At 72.3% G+C, this 21,640-nt stretch carries 20 protein-coding genes; 13 read left to right on the top strand and 7 right to left on the bottom strand.

The genetic code is table 11. From position 1 onward, the window contains the following. The 8 genes from E0D90_RS05160 to E0D90_RS05195 form a co-directional block, all read left to right on the top strand. Positions 1-2,037 (top strand): TOMM precursor leader peptide-binding protein (locus E0D90_RS05160; protein WP_438827371.1); only part of this gene is annotated, 2,037 nt, incomplete at its 5' end. Between the two features lie 122 nt (positions 2,038-2,159). Continuing rightward, positions 2,160-3,842 carry a nitroreductase family protein gene (locus E0D90_RS05165; RefSeq protein ID WP_130796765.1) on the top strand — a complete coding sequence of 561 codons (1,683 nt, stop codon included), beginning with the start codon at positions 2,160-2,162 and terminating at the stop codon, positions 3,840-3,842. Positions 3,843-3,996: 154 nt separating this feature from the next. After that, positions 3,997-6,780: a lantibiotic dehydratase gene (locus E0D90_RS05170; protein ID WP_130796766.1), complete on the top strand. Its 2,784-nt coding sequence runs from the start codon at positions 3,997-3,999 to the stop codon at positions 6,778-6,780. Next, positions 6,777-7,925: a lantibiotic dehydratase C-terminal domain-containing protein gene (locus E0D90_RS05175; protein WP_130796767.1), complete on the top strand. Its 1,149-nt coding sequence runs from the start codon at positions 6,777-6,779 to the stop codon at positions 7,923-7,925. The genes E0D90_RS05170 and E0D90_RS05175 overlap by 4 nt, the downstream gene beginning before the upstream one ends. Next, on the top strand, positions 7,922-9,079 hold the full coding sequence (locus E0D90_RS05180) for a metalloprotease (protein ID WP_130796768.1): 1,158 nt from the start codon (positions 7,922-7,924) through the stop codon (positions 9,077-9,079). The genes E0D90_RS05175 and E0D90_RS05180 overlap by 4 nt, the downstream gene beginning before the upstream one ends. Positions 9,080-9,105: 26 nt before the next feature. After that, positions 9,106-10,089, top strand: coding sequence for an ABC transporter ATP-binding protein (locus E0D90_RS05185; protein ID WP_130796769.1), 984 nt, complete (start codon positions 9,106-9,108; stop codon positions 10,087-10,089). 130 nt (positions 10,090-10,219) lie between these two features. Then, positions 10,220-10,975 carry an ABC transporter permease gene (locus E0D90_RS05190; protein WP_103500641.1) on the top strand — a complete coding sequence of 252 codons (756 nt, stop codon included), beginning with the start codon at positions 10,220-10,222 and terminating at the stop codon, positions 10,973-10,975. Further along, entirely contained in the window at positions 10,972-13,053 is a 2,082-nt protein-coding gene (locus E0D90_RS05195; protein WP_130796770.1) for a TOMM precursor leader peptide-binding protein, read from the top strand. Before E0D90_RS05190 ends, E0D90_RS05195 begins: the two co-directional genes overlap by 4 nt. 614 nt (positions 13,054-13,667) lie before the next feature. On the opposite strand, the gene E0D90_RS05200 is transcribed toward E0D90_RS05195, so the two are convergent. The 4 genes from E0D90_RS05200 to E0D90_RS05215 form a co-directional block, all read right to left on the bottom strand. Further along, positions 13,668-14,795 carry a methyltransferase domain-containing protein gene (locus tag E0D90_RS05200; protein WP_130796771.1) on the bottom strand — a complete coding sequence of 376 codons (1,128 nt, stop codon included), beginning with the start codon at positions 14,793-14,795 and terminating at the stop codon, positions 13,668-13,670. A 574-nt stretch (positions 14,796-15,369) separates the two neighbouring features. Next, positions 15,370-15,960, bottom strand: a complete 591-nt coding sequence (locus E0D90_RS05205) for a hypothetical protein (RefSeq protein ID WP_130796772.1) — start codon at positions 15,958-15,960, stop codon at positions 15,370-15,372. 141 nt (positions 15,961-16,101) lie between these two features. Then, the gene (locus E0D90_RS05210) at positions 16,102-16,305 is read right to left on the bottom strand and encodes a DUF397 domain-containing protein (RefSeq protein ID WP_227870007.1); all 204 of its coding nucleotides are present in this window, start codon (positions 16,303-16,305) and stop codon (positions 16,102-16,104) included. Beyond that, on the bottom strand, positions 16,302-17,126 hold the full coding sequence (locus tag E0D90_RS05215) for a helix-turn-helix domain-containing protein (RefSeq protein WP_130796773.1): 825 nt from the start codon (positions 17,124-17,126) through the stop codon (positions 16,302-16,304). Before E0D90_RS05215 ends, E0D90_RS05210 begins: the two co-directional genes overlap by 4 nt. A 370-nt stretch (positions 17,127-17,496) precedes the next feature. On the opposite strand from E0D90_RS05215, the gene E0D90_RS05220 reads away from it, so the two are divergent. The 3 genes from E0D90_RS05220 to E0D90_RS05230 are packed head-to-tail and all read left to right on the top strand — an operon-like array spanning position 17,497 to position 18,480. After that, positions 17,497-17,979, top strand: coding sequence for a hypothetical protein (locus E0D90_RS05220; protein WP_130796774.1), 483 nt, complete (start codon positions 17,497-17,499; stop codon positions 17,977-17,979). Between the two features lie 34 nt (positions 17,980-18,013). Continuing rightward, entirely contained in the window at positions 18,014-18,262 is a 249-nt protein-coding gene (locus E0D90_RS05225) for a hypothetical protein (RefSeq protein ID WP_130796775.1), read from the top strand. Continuing rightward, the gene (locus E0D90_RS05230) at positions 18,259-18,480 is read left to right on the top strand and encodes a hypothetical protein (RefSeq protein WP_103502585.1); all 222 of its coding nucleotides are present in this window, start codon (positions 18,259-18,261) and stop codon (positions 18,478-18,480) included. Before E0D90_RS05225 ends, E0D90_RS05230 begins: the two co-directional genes overlap by 4 nt. Positions 18,481-18,528: 48 nt before the next feature. Here E0D90_RS05230 and E0D90_RS05235 read toward each other — a convergent pair whose 3' ends face one another. Then, positions 18,529-19,428, bottom strand: coding sequence for a LysR family transcriptional regulator (locus E0D90_RS05235; RefSeq protein ID WP_130796776.1), 900 nt, complete (start codon positions 19,426-19,428; stop codon positions 18,529-18,531). A gap of 83 nt (positions 19,429-19,511) precedes the next feature. Here E0D90_RS05235 and E0D90_RS05240 point away from each other — a divergent pair, with 83 nt between their 5' ends. Further along, positions 19,512-20,273: a TSUP family transporter gene (locus E0D90_RS05240; protein WP_130796777.1), complete on the top strand. Its 762-nt coding sequence runs from the start codon at positions 19,512-19,514 to the stop codon at positions 20,271-20,273. 24 nt (positions 20,274-20,297) lie between these two features. Beyond that, a complete protein-coding gene (locus E0D90_RS26480) occupies positions 20,298-20,474 on the top strand; it encodes a hypothetical protein (protein WP_157996815.1) in 177 nt (58 codons plus the stop codon). A 133-nt stretch (positions 20,475-20,607) separates the two neighbouring features. On the opposite strand, the gene E0D90_RS05245 is transcribed toward E0D90_RS26480, so the two are convergent. Next, positions 20,608-20,784 carry a thiazolylpeptide-type bacteriocin gene (locus tag E0D90_RS05245; RefSeq protein WP_103502583.1) on the bottom strand — a complete coding sequence of 59 codons (177 nt, stop codon included), beginning with the start codon at positions 20,782-20,784 and terminating at the stop codon, positions 20,608-20,610. A 422-nt stretch (positions 20,785-21,206) separates the two neighbouring features. Then, positions 21,207-21,383: a thiazolylpeptide-type bacteriocin gene (locus E0D90_RS05250; protein ID WP_103502582.1), complete on the bottom strand. Its 177-nt coding sequence runs from the start codon at positions 21,381-21,383 to the stop codon at positions 21,207-21,209. Positions 21,384-21,640: the final 257 nt, after the last annotated feature.

A 21,640-nucleotide genomic window follows, 5' to 3' on the forward strand; every position in this document is an offset into this window, starting at 1 on the left:
CCGCCCACACCCACCCCCACACCCACACCCGCGCCCGGACCGACGCCCGGACCCGCGCCCGGTGCCACGGGTACGCCCGCGGCCGATTCACCCGCGCTCACCTGCCGTCGGTTCGCCGGGCAGCTGCGCCGGGCGCTCGCCGGGCTGGGCTGCCCGGAAACTGCGGTGGCCGTAAGGGAGTTGGGCATCCGTGACGCCTACGCCCCCGGCGCCCAGCGGTACGGCGGCTACGGCGGGGAGCCGGGCGACGGCTGCGACGGTGCCGACACCGGGGTACCGGTCGCGCTGTACGGCCGCCACGCGGTCGTCGGCCCGCTGCCCGGTGCGCGGGCGTGCCCGCACTGCCTGGCCCGCCGCTGGCAGGGTGTGCGCTCGCTGCCGCTGCGGGAGGCACTGGAGCTGGGCTCGGGCACCCGGGCCGTCGGCGCCTCCCCCTATGTGACGCCGTTCGCGGTCGACGCGCTGGCGTCCCTGATCGCCGCCGAACGGGACCGGGACCGGCCGCGCGGCGCCGGCCCGTACGACGACGTGTGGCTGGTCGACCTCCAGACGCTCACCGTCCGCGGCTACCCGCTGGTGCCCGACCCGGAGTGCCCGCGCTGCGCCCACGCCGAGCCGGACAGCGCCGACCGCGCCACGCTGCGGCTGGGGCCGGCGCCCAAGCACCGGCCGGGCGCCTCCCGGGTGCGGGAGATCGGCTCCTACGACCTGCCGACCGAGCCGTGGACCAACCCGCTGTGCGGTGCGCTCGGCCCCTCGGTCGTCTACGACGTCTCCTCGACCTCGACATCCGCGACGATCGGCTGCTTCACCATGCGGGCCGGCGACTATCTGCGGGAGACCTTCTGGGGCGGGCACGCGGACACGTTCGGCGAGAGCGTGCGCGTGGGCATCCTGGAGGGGCTGGAACGGTACGCGGGGATGCGTGCGCGTGGCGCCGCCACCGTCGTCCGCGGTTCGCTCGACGGGCTGACCGCGCGTGGTGAGCGCCTCGTCGACCCGCGCGAAGTCGGCCTGTACTCACCGGAGTTCCACGAAGCCAACCCACGGGTCGCTCCGTTCACCACCGACCGTGAGATCCCGTGGGTGTGGGGCTACTCGCTGCGCGATGAGCGGCCGGTGCTGGTGCCCGAGGTGCTCAGCTACTACCACTCACCGGGTCTGGAGAACCGGTTCGTCCAGGAGAGCTCCAACGGCTGTGCCTCCGGAGGGTCGTTGGAGGAGGCCGTCTACTTCGGCCTGATGGAGGTCGTCGAACGCGACGCCTTCCTGCTCACCTGGTACGGACGAGCCGCGCTGCCCGAGATCGACCCCCGCAGCTCCACCCGGCGCGCCACCCGCGAGATGGTCGACCGGCTGGAGATGTACGGCTACGAGGCCCGGTTCTTCGACACCCGGATCAGCTTCCGTTCGATCCCGGTGGTCACCGGCGTCGCGGTCCGCCACGACGGCGGGCCGGGCCGGATGTGCTTCGGCGCCGGGGCCGGGCTCGACCCGGAGTCGGCGATGGCCGGAGCGCTGTGCGAGATCGCCACCGACTCGGTCAACCTCCCGGAACGCCTGGAGCGCGACCACGACAAACTGCACGCGATGGCGGCCGACTTCGACAAGGTCACCGCCCTCCACGACCACCCGCTGGTGTACGGGGTACCGGAGATGGGGCGCCATGCTGAGTTCCTCATCGGCGCGCCCGGCGAACCGCGCCGGCCCGCCCGGTCCATGGCGGAGACCTTCGGCGACGGATCGGTCCCGGCCCTCTCCGACGACGTCCACCAGGATCTGCGGGCCTGCCTGGAGGCGGTCACCGGAGCCGGGTTCGACGTGGTGGTGGTCGACCAGACGATGCCCGAGCAGCGGCGGCTGGGACTCAACACGGTCAGCGTGATGGTCCCCGGGCTGCTGCCCATCGACTTCGGCTGGTCACGGCAGCGCGCCCTGCGGATGCCCCGGATGCGGACCGCGCTGCGGGCCGCCGGACTGCGGGAGAGGGAGCTGGAGCCGGACGATCTCAACCCGGCGCCGCATCCCTTCCCCTGACATCGGTATCCCGCCACCTCCGCACACCGCCCCGCCCCCGACCTCCGTCACCACCGTCGCCGCTGTCACCGCCGTCACCACCGCACGAACCGCCCGCGTCACGCAGCAGAAGGAGCACTTCGATGGGTGAGGCCCACGCCTACGCCACCGCGATCATGCATCGCGGGCGGAACCCGATGGAACCGGTCGACCACGTACCCGACTGGGTCGACGGGCCCCGCAAGGGCAAGCTCTACCCCGGCACCGACACGGTGCCGCTGCCCGACGGCGACTACCCGGCCGCCGCCTCGCTCCGCCAGGGCCTCGGTCTCGACCCCCGGCCACCCGCCACCGAACCCGACGGCTTCGACCTGCGGAGCCTCGGCGGGATGCTGCGTGACTCCTACGGCCTCACCGGCCGCCGACTCGGCGTGCAGGCCAACTCCGACCTGGCGGCGCTGCCGCACTACCGGATGGCCAACTGGTCGCGGGGCACCGCCTCCGGCGGCGGGCTGTACCCGGTCAGCGTCTACTGGGTCTCCGGCGCCTCCGGGCCGTTGACGCCCGGCGTCCACTACTACTCCACCGCCCGGCACACCATGCAGCGGCTGCTCACCGGCGACGTCAGCGCCCGGGTGCGCGACGCCCTCGGCGACAGCGCTCCGGGGCCGCCCACCGACCAGTACCTGGTGCTGGGCGTGAAGTTCTGGCAGAACGCCTTCAAGTACAACAGCTTCTCCTTCCACGTGGTCTCCATGGATTTCGGCGCCCTGCTGGGGACTTGGCGGATGTGGGCCCGCGCGCGGGGTCTTGAGGTCGAGCCGGCGCTGTGGTTCGACGAGCGCCGTCTGGCGGAGCTGCTGGGCGTCGGGCCGCTGGAGGAGGGGGTGTTCGCGGTGGTGCCGCTGCGCTGGGCGGACACCGGACGACGGCGCGCCGCCCCGGCGGCCAGCCGCGTCGAACAGCAAGCCGCCGATGTGGCCGTCACCGACGTGCCCGCCGCCCCGTCCGCCGCTCTCGACGCCGTCGCCGTCGCGCATCGCGATGTGGAGCGCTCGCGTCGCGTCTCCACCTTCGACGCCGTGACCACCATGCAGCGGCTGACGTCGGCCCATGCCACCGAGCGGCCCGCCGCCGCCGCGCTGGCGGCGGCCGTGCCACCCGCCCCGGACCGCGAACTGCCGCGCGTCGCGCTCCCGGAGCCCGAGCCCCTGGAGACCGATGTGCGGACCGCGCTGCGGGCCCGCCGCAGCAGCTTCGGCCGTTTCGACCGCCGACTCCCGCTCAGCGCACCGCAGTTGTCCGCCTGCCTGGCCGCCGCCGCGGCCGGCGGTTCCCTCGGCGGCGACACCGAGCCGCCGGCCGAAGGGCCCGCCCTCACCGGGCTGTACGTCTTCGTCAGCCATGTCGAGGGTGTCGAACCGGGCGCCTACGCCTACGACGCGCAGGACCCGGAGGGGCCCTCCCTGCGCCGGATCACCGCCGGCAACGCGGGCGCCTTCCTCCAGCGCAACTACTTCCTCTCCAACTACAACCTGGAGCAGGCGGGCGCCGTGCTGGTCTCCACCGCCCGCGTCCACGCGGTGCTCGACGCCACGGGCGACCGGGGCTACCGGCTCGCCAACTCGCTCATCGGCTCGACCGCCCAGGCCACCTACACCGCCTGCGCGGCGCTCGACATCGGCTGCGGGGTCGCCCTCGGTTTCGACAACGTCTCCTATACCGAGGAGCTGGGTCTCGAAGAGCGCGGTGAGTCACCGTTGTTGATCATGATGGTCGGACGGGAACGCACCAGCCCCGCCGACTTCCGCTACGAACTCGCCTGACCGACCTCCGTACCGGAAGGAGACCGCCGTGACGCCGCCCGTCCAGCCGACCGCGCTGACGCAACCCGCTTCATCTCCCGCCCCCGCGCCGCCCGCCTCAACCGGCATTCCCGCCGGCGGCGCACCGCGCCCGTGGTCGGTGAACCGCACGTTCATGGCGCGGGTCGCCGGCCTGCCCGTGGATTCGGTGCGGCGGCTGCGCTGCCCGGACTCCCGCGAGTGGGCCGACGCCGTCCTCACCGAGACAGCGCGGCTGGCCGCGGCGGGGGCCGAACTGGGCGACCTGCTGCACGACCTCGTCGCACAGGAGCCGCAGGCCGGTGACACGGATGGCGACCGCACCGGCGACGGGGGTGGCGGTGGCGGAGTAACGGCCGACCGTCGCCGCCTGCTGCGGCTGCGCCGCGAGGTCTTCAACAACCGGCTGCCCCGTGACCCGGACGGCGATCTCGCCCTGGTCCACACCCGCCGCCCGCAGGTGGGCGAGATCCTCGGCGCCTGGATCACCGACCGCGCCCGGCTCGCCGCCCTGGAGGCCGACGGCGCCGCCGTGCTCGCCGCCGAACTCACCGAAACACGAGCGGAGTTGCGCCGCCTGGCTCGCGAGGAGCGGCTGCGAAGGGGCGTGCTCCTGGCCTCCCCGACGCTCGACGCCCAACTGGACGCCTTCATACGGTCCGCGCCCGACCGCCCCGACAAGCGGGCCCGGAAGGCCGAACGCTCCCTGCTGTCCTACCTCTACCGGACCGCGTGCAAGACCAGCCCCTTCTCCACCTTCACCGGTGTCGGCCTCGGCGAGTTCACCGACCCCGCCACCCCCGGCCCGCACCCGCGCGGCCTGGACCTCGACGGTGGCACCGACGGTTCCTGGTCCAGCCACCCCCGGCTGAACGTGCTCGCCCTGGACCGCGTCGCCGAGGCCGTCCTCGCCGACCCCGCGCGCCGCGCCGACCTGCCGGTCTCCCTGGCCTCCGGCTGGGGCCGCGACGCCGACCGGGTGCGGTACGTGCGGCGCTGGGTCACCGCGGGCGACGACGACACCGCCGTCACCTTCGACACCGTCAAGGACCGGCTGTTCTTCCTGCGGCGCAGCGGCACGCTGGAGAAGATGCTGCGCCTCTTCGAGGAGCGGGAGACCCTGCGCTACGGCGAACTCGCCGCCTGGCTGGCCGAGGAGGAGAACGCCGACGAGGAGCAGTGCGAGCAGTACCTCTCCGCGCTGCTCGGACTCGGCATGGTGCAGACCCCGACGCTGCGCACCGGCGTCCACGACACCGACCCACTGCGGGCGTTCGCGCTTTCCCTCGCCGACCTCGGCAGCGGCTGGGCGCTGGACGTGGCCGAGGCGCTGCGCGGCCCGATCGACTGCCTGGACCGGTTCCCCGGCGCCTCCGCCGGCCAGCGCCGCGCGCTCGTCGCCGAACTGCGCGCCGGACTGCGGTCCGTGCAGGAGTCGCTGGGCGCGGAGAACCCGCGAGTGCCGCAGACGGTGCTCTACGAGGACGCCGTCGGCCCCGAACTGCGCACCCCCTACCCCGCCTGGTCCGGCATGCTGGCCGGCTCGCTGCGCGCGGTGGAGAGCGTGCTGCCCGCGTTCGACGTCACGCTGCCCCAACGCATCACCCTTCAGGGCTTCTTCGTCGCCCGCTACGGCCGCGGCGGGCGCTGCACCGACCTGCTGAAGCTGGTCCACGACTTCCACGAGGACCTCTTCGACCAGTACATCTCCTTCACCTCCCGGCGCACCCCGTTCGACCGGGACGGCCGCTATGTGCCCGAGGAGAACTGGCTGGGACAGCCCCGGCTGAAGTCGCTGGACGCCGCCCGCTCCCTCTTCGGCGGCCGGATGAAGGAACTGTGGGAGCGCGACGGCGACGCGGAGGAAGTGGTCCTCAGCCCGGAGCTGATGGCGGAGGTCTCCGCAGAACTGGGCGACGCGGCACCCCGGTTCGCGCTGTACAGCCACCATCTCCAGCTGGCCGAGCCGTCGGGGGGAGGCGATCCGACGCTGGTGCTCAACCGCTCCTTCGGCGGGCTGTCCTTTCCCTTCAGCCGGTTCACCCACTGCTTCGAGGGCGACGCCCCCACGCTGGCCGGCCGGCTGCGCGACCAGGCACGCGAACTCCAGCCGCCCGGCGCGGTGTTCGCCGAGGTCACCGGCGGCACGGTCACCAGCAACCTCAACCTGCACGGCCGCCTGACCGACTACGAGATCGTCTGCCCGGGCGAGACCTCGCCGGTACCGGCCGAGTACCGCATCCCGCTGGACGACCTGGTCCTCGACCACGACCTCGCCGAGGACCGGCTGGTGCTGCGGTCGCTGCGGCTGGACCGCGAGGTCATCCCCGTCTACCTCGGCTATCTGGTCCCGCTGGCGCTGCCGGAGATCCCGCGCACCCTGCTGCTGCTCTCCCCGACGTCCATGGCGCGGATCGACCCCTGGGGCGGTGTCCCCGAGTCGCGGGCCGTGGACGGCGTGACCCGGCGCCCGCGCGTCCGCCACGGCAGGGTCGTCCTCTCCCGCCGCTCCTGGACGGCGGACGCGGCCGTACTGCCGCTGCGCACTCCCGAATCCACCGACGCCGCCTGGTTCCTCGGCTGGCAGCGCTGGCGCGCACACCACCGGCTCCCCGGACAGGTCTTCGCCACCGTGACCGGCGGTGGCGCCCGGGGCGGCACCGCCGCCAAGCCCCAGTACCTGGACTTCGCCAGCGCGCTGTCGCTGATGGCGTTCGAGGCGCTGCTCAAGAACCCCCAAGCCTCCGTGACCTTCCGCGAGATGCTGCCCGACGAGGACAGCCTGCACGCCGTCTCCCGGCGCGGCGCGCACGTCGCGGAACTGGCCGTGGAGACCGTCACTCCGGTCCTGGCCCGTGACGCGGACGTGTCCGCACCTGTGTATGTGTCCGCACCCGAAGCCGCTGGGGAGACCCGATGACGACCGACCCGAAACCCTCGACCGCCGCCACGGCCACGGCCACGGGCGCGGACGGTGCCGGCGCCTGGCAGGCCACCCACATCTACTACGCGGCCAACCCCCGTCCGCTGCTGCTGAACTGTGTGCGCCCCCTGGTCGCCGAGCTGGAGTCCGACGGACTGCTCGCCGGGTACTTCTTCATCAACTACTGGCTGGAGGGTCCGCACATCCGGCTGCGGATCAAGCCGGCCCGGCCGGAGGCCGCCGAGGAGGTGCGCGGCCGCACCGAAGAGGCACTCGCCCGGTTCCTGGCCGAGCGGCCCGCGCTCTACGAGGTCGACTCCGGCTTCCTCAACGAGTTCTACAACAAGCTCTTCGAGATCGAGTTCTCCAGCGTGGAGCGGGCCGAGTACACCGACGCCGAGGGCCGGATGAACCTCCAGCCCAACAACACCTTCCGCCGGGTGCCCTACGAGCCCGAGTACGCCAAGTACGGCGGCCCGGCCGGGATAGAACTCGCCGAATGGCACTTCCGCCGCTCCAGTGACCTGGTGATCGACGCCTTCGGCACCAAGAACCTCCACCTGCGGACCGTACTGCTGGGCACCGCCGCCCAGTTGATGACCGTGATGTCCACCGCCTTCCTGCCCACCCGCGAGCGGCTGGCCGAGTACATGGACAGCTACTACCAGTTCTGGCACCGCGCGTTCCCCAACACCGGCTTCGTCGGCTCCACCGAGTACGACCGGCGGTTCAACGACGTCGCGCCGCAACTCGCCGCGCAGTACACCCGGGCGCGTGCTGCGGTCACCGCCGCCGACGAGGCCGCCGGGTCCGGAGACACCGCCAGTGCCACGGCCACCGGGCGGCTGCCGGCCTTCCTCGCGGGCTGGGCCGACCACAGCCGCGAACTACGCGACCGGGCAGTGGCGTTGGCCGAGTCCGGACAGCTGGTCTTCCGGGGCGCCCACGAGGACCGGGAACAGGTCGTCACCGATCCCGCCGACGCGCTCCGCCGACTGCTCTCGCCGTATATGCACATGACCAACAACCGGCTGCATGTCACCATCCAGGACGAGGCATACCTCTCACACATGCTGGGCCGCACCCTGAGCGAGTACCCGATGGAGACGGCGGGCGCCGGAGGGGCGGGGGAGGCGGCGTGACCGGCACGACCACCACCGGCGGCGACGCGGCGGCCGGCTACCGTCCCCGGCTGCGCGGTGGCGTGCTGCTCAGCGACCCCCTGCTGCGTGGACCCCGCACCGTCCACCTGGTCAAGGACCCGGTCTCGGAGAGGGCGTTCGAGGTCGGGCCGCGCGAGCACTTCCTGATCTCCCGGATGGACGGCACCCGCACCCTGCACGAGCTCGGCACCGACTACGCCGATGAGTTCGGCAAGCGGCTGGGCGAGGAGCACTGGGGAAAGATGCTCGGGATGCTCGGCACCCGCAGGCTCCTGGAAGGCTCCCCGGAGCCGGTGCCCGCTTCCCCCCACGCGGCGAACGCGGCGAACTCCGTTGACGCGAAACCGAGTCCGCGGCGCAACACCGCACTGTCCGGGTCGATCCGCATGGTGGCCGACGCCCACCGCACCACCACCCGGCTGCACGGGGCCCTCCGCCCGTTGCTGAGCTCGTGGGTGATGGTGCCGCTGCTGGCCGCCGTGGCCGCCCTGGAGGTGGCGGCGCTCGCGCGCTTCGGCGACCTCGCGGCGGGCACCGCCCGGACCTTCGGCGAACCGGCCATGGTGCTGGCACTGGTCTGCCTGCTGTGGCTGAGCACCGCGCTGCACGAACTCGCCCACGGGGTCACCGCCCGCCACTACGGCGGCCGGGTCGGCGAGATCGGCCTGCGCTGGCGGCTGCCGCTGGTGATGATGTACTGCACCGTCGAGGACTTCCCCTACCTCGCCACACGGTGGCAGCGGATCGCCACCGCCGCCGCCGGCGCGGTGACGAACCTGCTCTTCCTGCTCCCGTTCGGCGCCCTGTGGCTGCTGGCGCCGCTGGACGACCTCACCGCCGACCTGCTGGCCGCTCTGCTGCTGCTCGGTACGATCCAGGCGCTCGCCATGCTGGTGCCGCTGTCCCCGCTCGACGGCTACAAGATCACCGAACAGCTGCTGGGAACAGCTCAGTTGGCGTCCTCCACCCGGACCTGGACGATGCTCGCCGCCCGTCGCGACCCGGCGGCTGCGGCGTACCCGGCCCGCGCCCAGCGCGTCTACGGCGGATACGCCGCCCTCGTCGTCGTCTCGGTGTGCGTCCTGGTGATGGCCGTCGGCCTGCTCTTCCACGCACTGCTGACGGCCACCTGAGCGCCGTCCCGACCAAGGAGAACCACGTGCAGCCAACATCCCCCGACCCGACGCCCGGCGCATCGTCGACCGGTGCTTCCGCCGGTGCCGAAGCGGGCGGCACCCCGCCGGGCAGCGGGGAACCGGCCGTCGAACTCGCGGACGTACGCAAGAGCTACGGCTCCAAGCCGGCCGTGGACGGCGTCACGTTCACCGTGCCGCGCGGCGAGTTCTTCGGCCTGCTCGGCCCCAACGGCGCGGGCAAGACGACCCTGGTCGAGATCATGGAGGGGCTGCGCCGCCCCGACTCCGGCACCGTCTCCGTCCTCGGCCACCTCCCCTCCAAGCGGGACGCCGCGCTGCTGCCGCGCCTGGGCGTGCAGACCCAGTCCTCCGCCTTCTTCGTCCGGCTCACCGCACGCGAGCACCTGGAGACCGTCGCCGCCCTCTACGGCGTCGAACGAGACGGCGCGAAAAGGACGTTGGAGACGGTCGGCCTCACCGCTCAGGCCGAGGTCCGCGTCGACGAGCTCTCCGGCGGCCAGCGGCAGCGCCTCGCGATCGCCTCCGCGCTCGTCCACGACCCCGAGCTGATCTTCCTGGACGAGCCGACCGCCGCCCTCGACCCGCAGGCCCGCCGTGACCTCTGGCAGGTGCTCCGCGACCTCAAGGGCGCCGGGCGCACCATCATCTACACCACCCATCACCTCGACGAGGCACAGGAGTTGTGCGACCGGGTCGCCATCATGGTGCGCGGGGCCATCACCGCCCTGGACACCCCGGGCCGGCTCATCGCCGCCGGGACCGGCGACACCCGGCTCCTGGTGCCCGCCGCGCGGCTGCCGCTGGAGACGGCCCGCGCGCTGCCGGGCGTCGCCAACGTCACCGTGGACGGCGACATGGTGGTGCTGCGGACCTCCGACTCGGGCGTGGCCCTCGCGGAGGTCGCCAAGGTCGCGGGGCTGGAGGGGGTCCAGACCCGCACCGTCAGCCTGGAGGACGTCTACCTCCAGCTGACCGGCCCGTCCTGAGCCCACGCGGCACCGACGCGTCCCTCGTCCGCGCACCGGCCCGTCCCGACCATCCGACTCTCCCGAGCATCCCGACCGTCCCGAGCACCGGCCGCCCACCCCACGACTCACGACCCACACGGAGCACCGCATGAGCGCCTACACGGCCCTGAGCCAGGCCGGTTACCGGGCCTCGGTCCGGGACAAGACCACCCTCTTCTTCACCTTCGCCTTCCCGCTGATCTTCCTCGTCGTCTTCGGCCTGATCTTCTCCGGGCAGGACGTCGCCGAGAGCGGACGCACCTACATCAGCTACACCGCACCCGGCGTCCTGTCCTGGGGCGTCGGCAACGCCGCCGTCTTCGGCGTCGGCTTCGCGCTGATGCAGTGGCGGCGCGACGACCTGCTGCGGCTGATCCGGATGACCCCGACCTCGCTGGTCTCCGTGTTCGCCTCCCGCTACACCCTGGCGCTGGTCATCGGCGTGGTGCAGGCCGTGTTGTTCGTCGCCGTCGCGATGCTGCCCGCCTTCGGCATGGAACTGGACTCCCGCTGGCCGATGGCGCTGCCGATCCTGGTCCTGGGCGTCACCGCCTTCCTCGCCATGGGCGTCATCGTCGGCTCCATCGCCTCCACCCCCGAGGCGGTCGCCGCCATCGCCAACTGCGTGATGGTGCCGATGGCGTTCCTCTCCGGCTCTTTCTTCCCGATGGAGTTCATGCCCGGCTGGATGGAGACGCTGTCCTGGGCGCTGCCGCTGCGCTACTTCAACGACGCGATCTCCGCCGCGCTGGTCGGCTCCGGCGACCTCGGGGACATCGCGGTGGGCTGCGCCGGCCTGGTCGCCTTCACCGTCGTCTTCGGCGCCATCGCCGCCCGGACCTTCCGCTGGAGCAACCACTCATGACGACGGCCACCAGCGCGAACGCACCGGCCGCCGGACCGCCCGCCACCGGGCCCGGCCCCTTCGCCGCCGCCCGCGACCGGCTGGAGCGGCTGCTCGCCGACCGCTGGGCGGCCGAGCGCGGCCCCGCGCTGCCCGGGGCGGCGGCGCCGACCGTGGTGCCGCTGGGCGCCACCGACACCCTCGGCACCGGCGCAGACCTGTGGGCCGAACACCGGCCCGCCGCCACCGTCCACCTGACGTCCCGCGCCGTGCTCATCGGCCCCTGGTTCCCGGCCGGGACCGGCACCGGCACCGGCGCCGACCGCGCCATCGCCGATGTCGGCCGGGAGCCCGGCCCCGACGGGCACGGAGAGGCCCACCCGTCCGGCACCCCCGGTTCCGGCTCCACCGCCCCGGCCACGGCCCACGCCACCGCCTGCGGCCAGTGCCTCGCCATCCGCTGGCAGCGGCTGCGCAGCCGGTCCGAGCGAGAGGCGCTGGAGCTGGGCTACCAGCCCGGCGGCGGCGACGGCTGGCCCGTCCTCACCGACCACGCCGTGGACGCCGTCTGGCACACGCTGCGCGCCCTCGCCACCGCGACGCCGCCCGCCGAACCCCACCTGCCGCAGGTCACCCGCGTCGACCTCGTCACCCTCGCCCTCGTCACCGTCCCCCTGCTTCCCGAACCCCTCTGCCCGCACTGCGTGCCGATCCGCCGGGACACCGCCGAGTCCGCCTGGATGGACCTCACCCCGACCCCCAAACCGACGGTGGACGGCTACCGCGTGCGGGGCCTCGACGACTACGACCTCCCGGCCGCCGCGCTCGCCAACCCCGTCTGCGGCGCCCTCGGCGGCGGTACCCACCTCAACCCGGCCTCCACCACCACCGCGCCCGTCTCCGGCTCCCACTTCGTGCGCGGCTACGCCGGACTCAACGACGTGACCTGGAGCGGTCAGGCCAACTCCTACGGAACCAGCCGCAAGTTGGCCTACCTGGAGGGCCTGGAGCGCTACGCCGGGACCCATCGACGACGCGGCACCGCCCCCGTCCTCGGCTCCTACCGCGCGCTGCGCTGGCGCGAGGGACGGCACGCCGTTCTCGACCCCCGCGTGTGCGGGGAGTACGCGCCCGCCACCTACGAACAGGACCCGTTGGTAAGCCCGTTCGACCCCGACCGGGAGATCCCCTGGATCTGGGGCTACTCCCTGCGCGCCGGACGCCCGATCCTCGTCCCCTCCCGGCTCGTCCACTACAGCGCCGGGCTCGCCGCCGACAACTTCGTCTTCGAGTGCTCCAACGGCTGCGCCACCGGAAGCTGCCTGGAAGAGGCGATCTTCTACGGTCTGCTCGAACTCGTCGAGCGCGACGCCTTCCTCGTCTCCTGGTACACCCGGGCCCGGATGCCCCGCATCGACCCGGCCCTCGGCACGGGGCGGGCCGTCCGCTCCATGCTGGACCGCGCCGCGCTCCACGGCTACGACGTGCACGCCTACGACAACCGCACCGACCTGCCGATCCCCGTGGTCACCGCCCTCGCTGTTCGCCGCGACGGCGGCCCCGGCACGCTCTCCTTCGCCTCCGCCGCGGGCTTCGACCCGCTGGAGACCCTGGAGGCGGCCCTCTCCGAGGTACTGACCTACATCCCGCACCTGCCCTTCCAGGTCGCCGGGCGACGTGAGGAACTGGAGGGACTGGCCGAGGACTTCAGCAAGGTCAAACACCTCACCGACCACGCCCAGCTCTACGGACTGCCCCGCATGACCGCCTACGCGGCCGAATACCTGGAGGACGCGCCGGCGCGCCCGATCGCCGAGGTCTTCGCCGACTGGAGCGAGCGCCGTCCCCGCACCGGCGACCTGCTGGACGACCTCCACCTGCTCCGCGACGAACTCGCGGGCGCCGGCCACGACGTGATCGCCGTCGACCAGACCACCCCCGAACAGGCCCGGATGGGACTGCACACCGTCTCCACCACCGTCCCCGGGCTGTTGCCCCTGGACTTCGGCTGGAACCGGCAGCGCGCCCTCCAGCTGCCGCGACTCCGCCAGAAGCTCGCCGGCGCCGAACCCAAACTCGCCCCCCACCCCTTCCCCTGACACCCGGCAGCTGACCGCTGAGCCGGAGCCGCCGCCCCACCACCGCCCGCACGGCTGTGGGGCGGCGATCGAGGCCCCGCCCGTTCGGCGCAGGACTACACCACGAGCGCTCTTGTGCTGCTTCTCGGGCCGGTGCCCGGTCAGCAGACCGATGTGTCCGTGGACGGCGTGGCCCGGCGCTGTCAGCCACTTGGTGGGCTGTGCTGTGAGGGAGGCGATCATGTCGAAGTCACCGTCGTGATGGCGGACCGTCACACGGTCCAGCTCGGCGGTCGCGGTGATCAGAGGCTCGGCGAGCGACAGAGCATGGTGGAGGCCTGCGTTCAGGGCGTGCCGTTGGACCTCATGCGCGCGGGCGAAGGGCCTTCGTCGGCGTGCAGGTAGCCGAACGTGCGGAGCCAGGTGTTGATGCGTTGGCGATCTTGCAGGACCTCGGCGACGATCTGCCTCGTCCAGGTCGATCGCGGTGCGGGCCACGAAGACACATCCCGGATGGTCGTGGCCGGGAGCAAAACGATGTCGTTCAGGCGGGGGCTGTGGCTGGTGCCGTGGCGGGACCTGCGCGTCCGTCCCGCATGGCCCGAGGTAGTCGGTCGTCAGCGAGTTGAATCCGTTCAGCCCGCCGGAACGCGGTGGTCCGGGGAGTCCAGCCAGGGGGTGAAGGTGTCGGGGCCCACGGTGATGCCGAAGCGGGTGCTGCCGGGTTCGCCGGCCGCCCGCCACCACGCGTGGGCGCCGGCCAGCTCGTCCCACAGTCGCCGCCCACCGACCTGCCGTACTCGGGTCACCGTGGCGTCGGCGGCGCGGGTCGCACTCGCCCACGCGGTGCCGTCCAGCGCGTACAGCCACAACGTACGACCGCCGGATTCCAGTGGCTGTACCGCGTGGGTCACTCCCGGGAGCAGGAGTCCGGCGGCGAAGGTGAAGGGGCGGCGGGGCCCGTGATCGGGTGGGACGTCGTCTGTCTCCGAGTCGGCCACCGGTCCGAGCCCCGGCCCGAAGTCGGGGAACGCCAGCCGCTGGGACCGGACTTTCATGAACTCCAGGGGCCGGGCGAAACGGCCGGAGGCGGTGCCGTCCTCGTTCACGGTGAGGACGGCGAGAGCGTCGCCGTTGCTGTAGTGGGTGCCCCACGGCGTGACGATGAGCCCACCCGCCCGGACCTGGCCGAGCCAGGCTGACGGGAGCTGCCGCACGCCAACGGTGGAGACCAGCCGGTCGTACGGCGCCCCGTCCGGTGCGCCCCCCAGACCGTCGCCGACGACCAGCCGGGGGCGCAGCCCGGCCGCGTGGAGCGACGCCCCGGCGAGACGGGCGACCTCGGGGTCCACCTCCACCGAGGTGACCGCGTGTTCGCCCAGGCGCCGCGCCATCAGGCCGGCTGTCCAGCCCGTACCGGTACCGATCTCCAGCACCCGTATCCCCGGCGTCAGCGCGGCGGCCTCCAGCATCGCGGCGACGACGGAGGGCATGGACGCGGAGCTGGTGGGCAGCGTGCCGGGCCCGGGACCGTGGTGGTCGCCGTCGTCCCACTGTGTGACGATCGGGTCGTTGCCACGGGCTGCCGCGAGCCAGCCGTCCGGGTCGGCGTCGCGGTCCACCGCCACGCTGACGCCAGTCGCCATGTCGTGCTGCCAGACCAGCCCCGGAAGGAACAACTCCCGGGGCACGACGGCGAACAGCGCTCGCCAGTCGTCAGCCGTCAGCGCCCGGTCGGTGGGCGACCCGGGGGGCGCGGTCATGCGCCGCCTGCACCACTCGGCTTGCGGTGATCGCCGTCGCCGGGTGGGGATTCACCGTCCGGCGACGGTGGGTCCGGGGGTGGGGTCCAGGGTGTGCCGGGGAGGCCGTCGCCTGCCCGTGCTTCGGTGCGTTGTCGACTCATAGCCCATACCCTCCGTGTGCGGGTGGTTACTTTTGGAGTGTCGCCGGTTCGGCGCTCGCACGCAAGACCATGTCGTTCCGCTCGGCCGGTAGAGCGGGTCGAACCAGGTTTGGTGTGCGCACGCTGACGCGTCCGAAGCGGATGCATTCGACCGTCACTGCTGCTGTGAACTGCCGCCAGGTGGCGAGAGGGGGCCGTGATGGTGGCACGGTGACCTGCGCCTTTGATGCCACTGATCCAGATCTGCGGTCGGTTGTCCGTCACCTCGATGTACCAGCTCTCGTAAGAGACGATGGAGCCGTGGGGGTCTGCGAATTCGGTTGGTGATTCGCGTTCACGATTCACGCTCCGGATTGCCCTGCAGAACCCGACCGGGGGCGAGGCGAACTCATCCCCCACACGGATGTGGCACCGCCCTACAGGAGTAGACCTCAGCCGTCCGCAGTCGTGGAGCGCAGGATGAGGTCTCTTCGGGACGCGTCGGCGACGGCGAAAACTGTGGTGTCGCCGGGCAGTCCGGTGACGAAATCGACCTCGCCCGCCAGGTCGCCGATGTCGTCGGCGGAGGAGACCGGAGCGTATTCGACGACCATCGCGTGCTCGCCGCACAGCACGGCCGACCACCTGCCGTCAGGCCCGCTTGAGCTGGTCTGGCGGTACGGGCCGCCCGGGTGGCGCCCTTGGCCTCCGTGCTCCGACGAGCCCGCCTCGGAGGTCAACCGCAGCGCGACCTCTGATGGACGGTCGGTCCGCACCAGGCCGAGGCCGCAGGAACCGTCCTGAGTGAAGAAGACGAGCGTCTCCTCGCCTGTCTGCGCGGTGGCCAGCACTCTGGCTTCCCCGGGGTCGAGCACACTGGCCGCGGCTGCTGACTCCGCACCGTAGAGCTCCAGTTCGGGCAGCTCCCGCAAAGGCTCCGGGCGGGCGGTCTCCGACGTTTCGTCGGTACTGCCGCCGGAGCAGGCGGTGCACGCGATCAGGGCGGCCACGACAACTGCGAGGCCACATCGACGTCTACTCATCCCGCTCCTTCGGCTTCACGCGGACAGATGGGTAGCCGATCACCTGCCGCGCGATGTGAGAGCCCCGCCGTTCCGGCCGAGCCGGTACGGCGGGGCCCACGCAAGTGACGTTCGCCTGCACAAGTGGTGGCCGCTGCCCTGTCAGAGACGGAAGCTCTCCGCCGCCACTGTCGCGGTGAACTGCCGCCATGCGAAAGGAGAGATGGCGATGGTCGGCCCGTGGCCTGACTGCTTGGTGTCGCGGACCATGACCTGCGGCTGGTTGTCCGCCACCTCGACGCAGTTGTTGTCGCCCGCACCGCTGTAGCTGCTGGTGCGCCAGTTGGGCTGATGGTCGATGCTCACGTAAAGCGCTCCTTCAGTACCGTTCGGATGAAGTCAGCCGACGCCTCCTCGTCCAGTGCTCTGGACTGGAGGCGGTCGTAGAGGACGTCGTGACGAGTCACCTGGTCCTGATCCTCCATGAGTTTCCCGGAGTGGATGCCTTCCGTATAGGCGAAGCGGCCTCCGTCGGGTAGCTGGAGGATCGAGATCGAGCCGGACAGAGCGGCCGCCTCGGTCTTGCAGAACGGCAGTACCTGGATGTGTACGCGCTTCCGCTGGCCCATGTCTAGCAGATGGTCCAACTGGTCTCGCATCACTTCAGTAGATCCAACGACTTGAAGCAACGCGGCCTCTCCGAGAACCACCCAGAGCCAGGGAGGGCAGTCGGAGTCCAGTATCGCCTGCCTCGCGACTCGCTGGTCGATTCGCTCGTCCACCTCGAACTCGCCGTAGACCTGGTCGGCCTCAATCAGTGCGCGCGCATAGCCCGGGGTCTGGAGCAGCCCCGGCACGATGTGGCCGAACTCGTAGATCACCTTGGCCTTGGCCTGGAGCTGGAGAAACCGAGTCGACCAGCTCGGGTAGGGCTGGGTTCCGATCAGGTGCCACAGCTCTTCGAGCTGATCCTCCAGGCCGAGGACCTGTTCCAGCTGCTTCATCATCTTGAAGGTCGGGGGATCGGATGCCAGCTCGATCTGGGCGATCCGGTTCGGTGCGGTGAAGAGCATGGTGGCCAACGCCGCTTGTGTCAGGCCCCGTTGCTCACGTGCTCGCCGCACCTTCATTCCGAGGAGCGCCGCGACGGAGCTCTTGGGGTCTAACGTCTTGCCCTTGCCTGCCACCAGTGCACCGCTCCGAGACGTATCAGTGGGTCATCCTTCAATGCCCCCGCGATTGATGAAGTTACCCCTAGCGAGCGCGTGATCACTAGGGGGAGTCTTGGTGCATCGAGAAGCCGTCCGGGCCCGGGAGCGGTCGGGCATCGCCCACGCGGGCCGACCAGAGCGAGGGGTCACCCCATGATCACCACCAGGCTGCTGGAACGCCCGGGGCCGGTGCCGTCCGTGCACAGGGGAGCAGGCCGGTGAACGCAATCCGTTCGGACCGGACGGAGTCCGAACCCCCGTCGGAGGACGACTCGTTCGCCGACCTGCTTGCCCGCAGCGCGGCCCTGGCCCGTGCGATCGACGAACACCTGGAGGTGCTGAGGAAATGCCGTCCGACCGATACCGGTTCGCGAGATTCGAACTCGCCCCCACGGTGAGCCACCGGCCGCGCGTGGACGGGTACTGGTGCGAGACCGTTGTGCGGAGCCCGGACGCGGGTGGCGAGTGGCACCTCGGTGGCCACTGGGCCGACACCCCGTGGGCGGCGCTGGAGTGGTTGCGCTGCCAGGCGCTGAGGATCGCGGACGCGCTCGACCCGTCGCCCGGAGGCGGGCCGCTCGCCGCCCATGGGCTCGTCGTCATGGGTGCGACGGACTGGAACCCGGGCCGCACCTTCCGTGAGTGGGCGGAGGACGCCGACCACCACCGCGTTCAGCTCGACGCGCTCCACCGGGGCCGCCCGGTGAGCGCCAACTCCCGTGGCCCCGACCGTGTCTGCGGGTTCGGCGAGGTGGACGTCTTCTACTCGCTCTCCGCCCGGCCGATCCGTCGCGACGCCCCCGCCCGGCGCCTGTTGCGCGCCTGCTGAACACCCCTGTACCGCAATGCTTTTGGAGAAAGACATGTTCGAAGAGATCAGCTTCGCCAACTCCGACCGTGAGGAAACGGAAGACGTGGCCAGGGAGTTGTTCAATCACATCAAGGACCTCGGCGTCCGCCTCGATGACATCGACGTACTCGACCCGTGCGACGGTTGCCGTCGCGGCGGCTACCTGGTGCATCTCGGCAACCTCACCCGGGAGGACGCTTCCGCCCTCAACTCGGCGCTCCGGGAAACGCGTCCCGCTCCTGGGCCCGGAGAGTCGTCGTGACCGCACTGAGGGCCCGTAGCCTGCACCTTCCCGCCGCGCAGATCCGCATCGGCGACTTCCTCTCCGTCGGCGGCCGGACAGTGACCGTCACGTTCGCCGAGCACCGGGGCGGTGTCGTGCGGCTCGAGCTCGACGCGGCGTCCCGGCTCACCCTCCAGCCCGCCGCGACCCTCACCGTCACCCGTCCGCGTCCGTCCACCGGCCTTCAGGTGCACTGAGCGGTCGGGCGCCGCAGCGGGCGGGCCAATCGGGTCACGGCGGCAGGATCAGGCCGGCCGGGCCCGGGTGGCGTGGCGGATGTGGTCGGCGAGGGCGGCGAGCGCCGTCGCGTCGCGGAGCGGTCCCGCTCCCCAGGCCAGCAGGTGTTCGCGGGAGGCCCACGGTTCCAGCAGTTCGCACACGTCCAGCGGCTGGTCCGGGCCGAAGGTGCGGCGGGGCACGATGGCCAGCCCGACCCCGGCGGCGGCGAGGTCCACCACGACGCCGGGGCCCGCGACGACGGTGCGGTAGCGGACCGCGGGGGAGTGCGGCCCGAGTCGCGCCTCGATCCACTGACGCAGCGACGACTCGGCGTTGAGTCCGACCAGCGGGTGTTCCGCGACCTCCTCGTAGGTGACGGCGGTCCGGCCGGACAGGGTCCCGCCGCGCTGGCCGATCACCACCAGGGAGTCGTCGCCGAGGGTTTCCGTGCGCAGCTCGTCGTCGTGGGCGCCGTCGTCGAGGATCACGGCCAGGTCGGCCTCTCCGGCGGCCAGTCGCCGCACGGTGTCCGGGGTGCGGCTCTCGGAGACCGTGACGTCGATGTGGGGGTGGACGCTGAGGAAGGAGGCCAGGGCGCGCGGCACCAGGTGGTGCATGGCGGAGCCGCCCGCCAGCAGGCGCAGCGGTGCGGCGGCGGGCCGGACGTAGCTCGCCACGGCGCTCTCCAGCCGGGCGGTCCGGTCGAGTACCTCGCGGGCGTGCCGGGCCAGGGTGGCTCCGGCGGGGGTGGGCCGCACGCCGCGCCGTCCGCGCACCAGCAGGGCCACTCCGGCATGGTGTTCCAGCGCGCGGACGCGCGTGCTGGCCGAGGGCAGGCTCAGCCGCATCCGGCGCGCGCCCGCGGTGATCGACCCCTCCGTCACCGTGTGGAGGAAGAGCCGGAGGTCGTCCAGGTCGTAGCGCACCCCGTCAGCCTACGTCCTGGGCTAAGGCTGGGTTCGGCGATTACGCATTGTGCGCCCCTTTGTCGCCGGGGGATCCTCGACAGGTGTACGACATCGTGCTGATCCTGCTCGTCGGTGTGGCTTCCGGTGCGCTTAATGCCATCGGGGGCGGCGGCACGTTTGTCGCACTGCCCGCGCTGGTGGCGTTCGGGGTCTCGCCCGTCGCGGCGAACGCGGTGTCGCGGATCGCGCTGGCGCCGGGGGCGGTGGCGTCCGCGTGGGTCTGCCGGGCCGGCCTCACCCCGCTCGGCGGGGCCTCGACGAAGGCGCTGACGGCGATCAGCCTGGCCGGCGGGGCGCTCGGGGCCGGACTGCTGCTGGCGCTCCCGGCCGCGTCGTTCGACGCGGCGCTGCCCTGGCTGCTGGCGTTCGCCACGCTGCTGCTCGCGCTCGGCGGGCGGCTGTCGCGGCTCGTCACCGCCGTGCTGGGACGCCCGGGGGCGCTCGGCCCCCGTGCCGTCCTCGTCGGACAGTTCGTCCTCGCGGTGTACGGCGGCTACTTCGGCGGGGCGGTGGGCATCCTGATGATGTCCCTGTGGAGCGTGGGGCTGGGCCTCGACGCCGCGGCCGGCAACCCCATGCGGCTCGTGCAGCTCGCGGCGATCTACGTCAGCGCGGCTGCGTTCTTCCTCTTCGTGCCCGATGTGCGCGGCGACCTTCCGCTGCTGGCGGGGATGCTCGTCGGCGCCGTCGCCGGTGGGTTCGCCGGCGCGCATCTCGCCCGCCGCCTGCCCGCCCGGCTGTTGAAGGGCTCCATCCTCACCGTCGCCGTGACGACGACCACCCTGTACTTCCTCGCCGCGTAGCCCCCTGCCCGCCTCTCGCAGAAGGTGACGACCATAAACACTGGCTCTTCCTCGACGGCCCGGCTGGAACGCGCCGTCGCCCTGCGCGTCTGGGCCGCCGCGGCCTTGTTCGCCCTCGCCGGTGCCGACCTGCCCGCCCTGCTGCTCGGCCTCGGCGGCGCCTGGCTCTTCCTGCGCGCCGCCCGCCGTCCGGCCGCCTGAACGCGGCACGGCCGTGACGCTCCCGTCCCTGGAACACCGGATGCCCGGCCGGGTCGGGCCGGCCGGGCTCCGTCTGAGCGTGCGTCCGTGCGTCCCGCCGCCGATGAGGGGGACAGTGCGGCGCGGAGGTGGGTCAGGCGCTGCAGGAGGTGGTGCTGCAGGTGCTGGAACAGGTGGAGGTGGAGGAGCAGGAGGTGGAACCGGCGAGGACGACCTCGGCCTCGTCGGAGTAGTCGGAGATCTCGAAGGTCTCGGACTCCAGCTCCAGGATCTCGTCGGCGAGGGTGGCGAGTTCGGGCTTCGGGGTCATGGCGTCTCCCTGGGGCGTCACGGCCGCACCGGCTGGTCCGGCGGGTCCTGGCGTGATCCTCATTGCACCGGGGGGCGCTGCCAGCAGGAGCGCTGTCCCGGTTTCACATCGCTGTCACATCACTGACAGAACCGCGACCGCCGACGGGGCCGGCGGCCCCAGCCCTGTGGGGGCCGCCGGTCGTTCGGCGGGGAGCGCGGCGGCCGTCACGTCACGCCGTGCTGCCGGTGCGCGGTGCCGTCTCGCGTCGCGGTGCCGTCGCGCGTTGCGGTGCCGTCTCGCGTCGCGTTCCGGATGGCCGGTGCGGATGGGTGCCGGTCGCGCCCCCGCGCGTGCCGACGCCGGTGCCCGCTCCGGACACCGGTCCGGTACCGCCCGCACGTGCGGTACCGGACCGGGGCTGATCCCGCGGCGCGGAAAGGTCAGGCGCTGCAGGAGGTGGTGCTGGTCGTGCTGGAGCAGGTGGAGGTCGACGAGGTCGAGGTCGAGCCCGCGAGGACGATCTCCGCGTCGTCGGAGTACTCGGAGATCTCGAAGGTCTCGGACTCCAGCTCCAGGATCTCGTCGGCGAGGGTGGCGAGTTCCGGCTTCTGCGTCATGGCGTCTCCTCAGACGTAGCGGGCTGCCGGCTGGTCCGGCGCCCTGAACGCCCTCTCATTGCAGCCCGGACCGCCGCCACATCGGCCCGCCTCCCGCTGTCACCCGACTGACACCGGCGGCGCGTCGTGTCGCGTCACCTCGCGCCGGGCGTCGCTTCGACCTGGCATGCGGACCGCCCGAAGCGCGCCGGGCCGCGCGCCTGGAAGAAACGGCGGCCCGGCACCGCGGCAGCGCGCGGGACCGGGCCGCCACCCGT

The sequence above is a fragment of the Streptomyces otsuchiensis genome (assembly GCF_004305975.1).
Classification (GTDB): Bacteria; Actinomycetota; Actinomycetes; order Streptomycetales; family Streptomycetaceae; genus Streptomyces; species Streptomyces otsuchiensis.

Bases quoted from the DNA above. Each gene is read 5' to 3' on its own strand.
- E0D90_RS05205 (WP_130796772.1), bottom strand. From the start codon at position 15,960: ATGAGTAGACGTCGATGTGGCCTCGCAGTTGTCGTGGCCGCCCTGATC.
- E0D90_RS05200 (WP_130796771.1), bottom strand. From the start codon at position 14,795: ATGACCGCGCCCCCCGGGTCGCCCACCGACCGGGCGCTGACGGCTGAC.
- E0D90_RS05245 (WP_103502583.1), bottom strand. From the start codon at position 20,784: ATGACCCCGAAGCCCGAACTCGCCACCCTCGCCGACGAGATCCTGGAG.
- E0D90_RS05165 (WP_130796765.1), top strand. From the start codon at position 2,160: ATGGGTGAGGCCCACGCCTACGCCACCGCGATCATGCATCGCGGGCGG.
- E0D90_RS05195 (WP_130796770.1), top strand. From the start codon at position 10,972: ATGACGACGGCCACCAGCGCGAACGCACCGGCCGCCGGACCGCCCGCC.
- E0D90_RS05175 (WP_130796767.1), top strand. From the start codon at position 6,777: ATGACGACCGACCCGAAACCCTCGACCGCCGCCACGGCCACGGCCACG.
- E0D90_RS05190 (WP_103500641.1), top strand. From the start codon at position 10,220: ATGAGCGCCTACACGGCCCTGAGCCAGGCCGGTTACCGGGCCTCGGTC.
- E0D90_RS05250 (WP_103502582.1), bottom strand. From the start codon at position 21,383: ATGACGCAGAAGCCGGAACTCGCCACCCTCGCCGACGAGATCCTGGAG.
- E0D90_RS05220 (WP_130796774.1), top strand. From the start codon at position 17,497: ATGCCGTCCGACCGATACCGGTTCGCGAGATTCGAACTCGCCCCCACG.
- E0D90_RS05170 (WP_130796766.1), top strand. From the start codon at position 3,997: ATGGCGCGGGTCGCCGGCCTGCCCGTGGATTCGGTGCGGCGGCTGCGC.
- E0D90_RS05225 (WP_130796775.1), top strand. From the start codon at position 18,014: ATGTTCGAAGAGATCAGCTTCGCCAACTCCGACCGTGAGGAAACGGAA.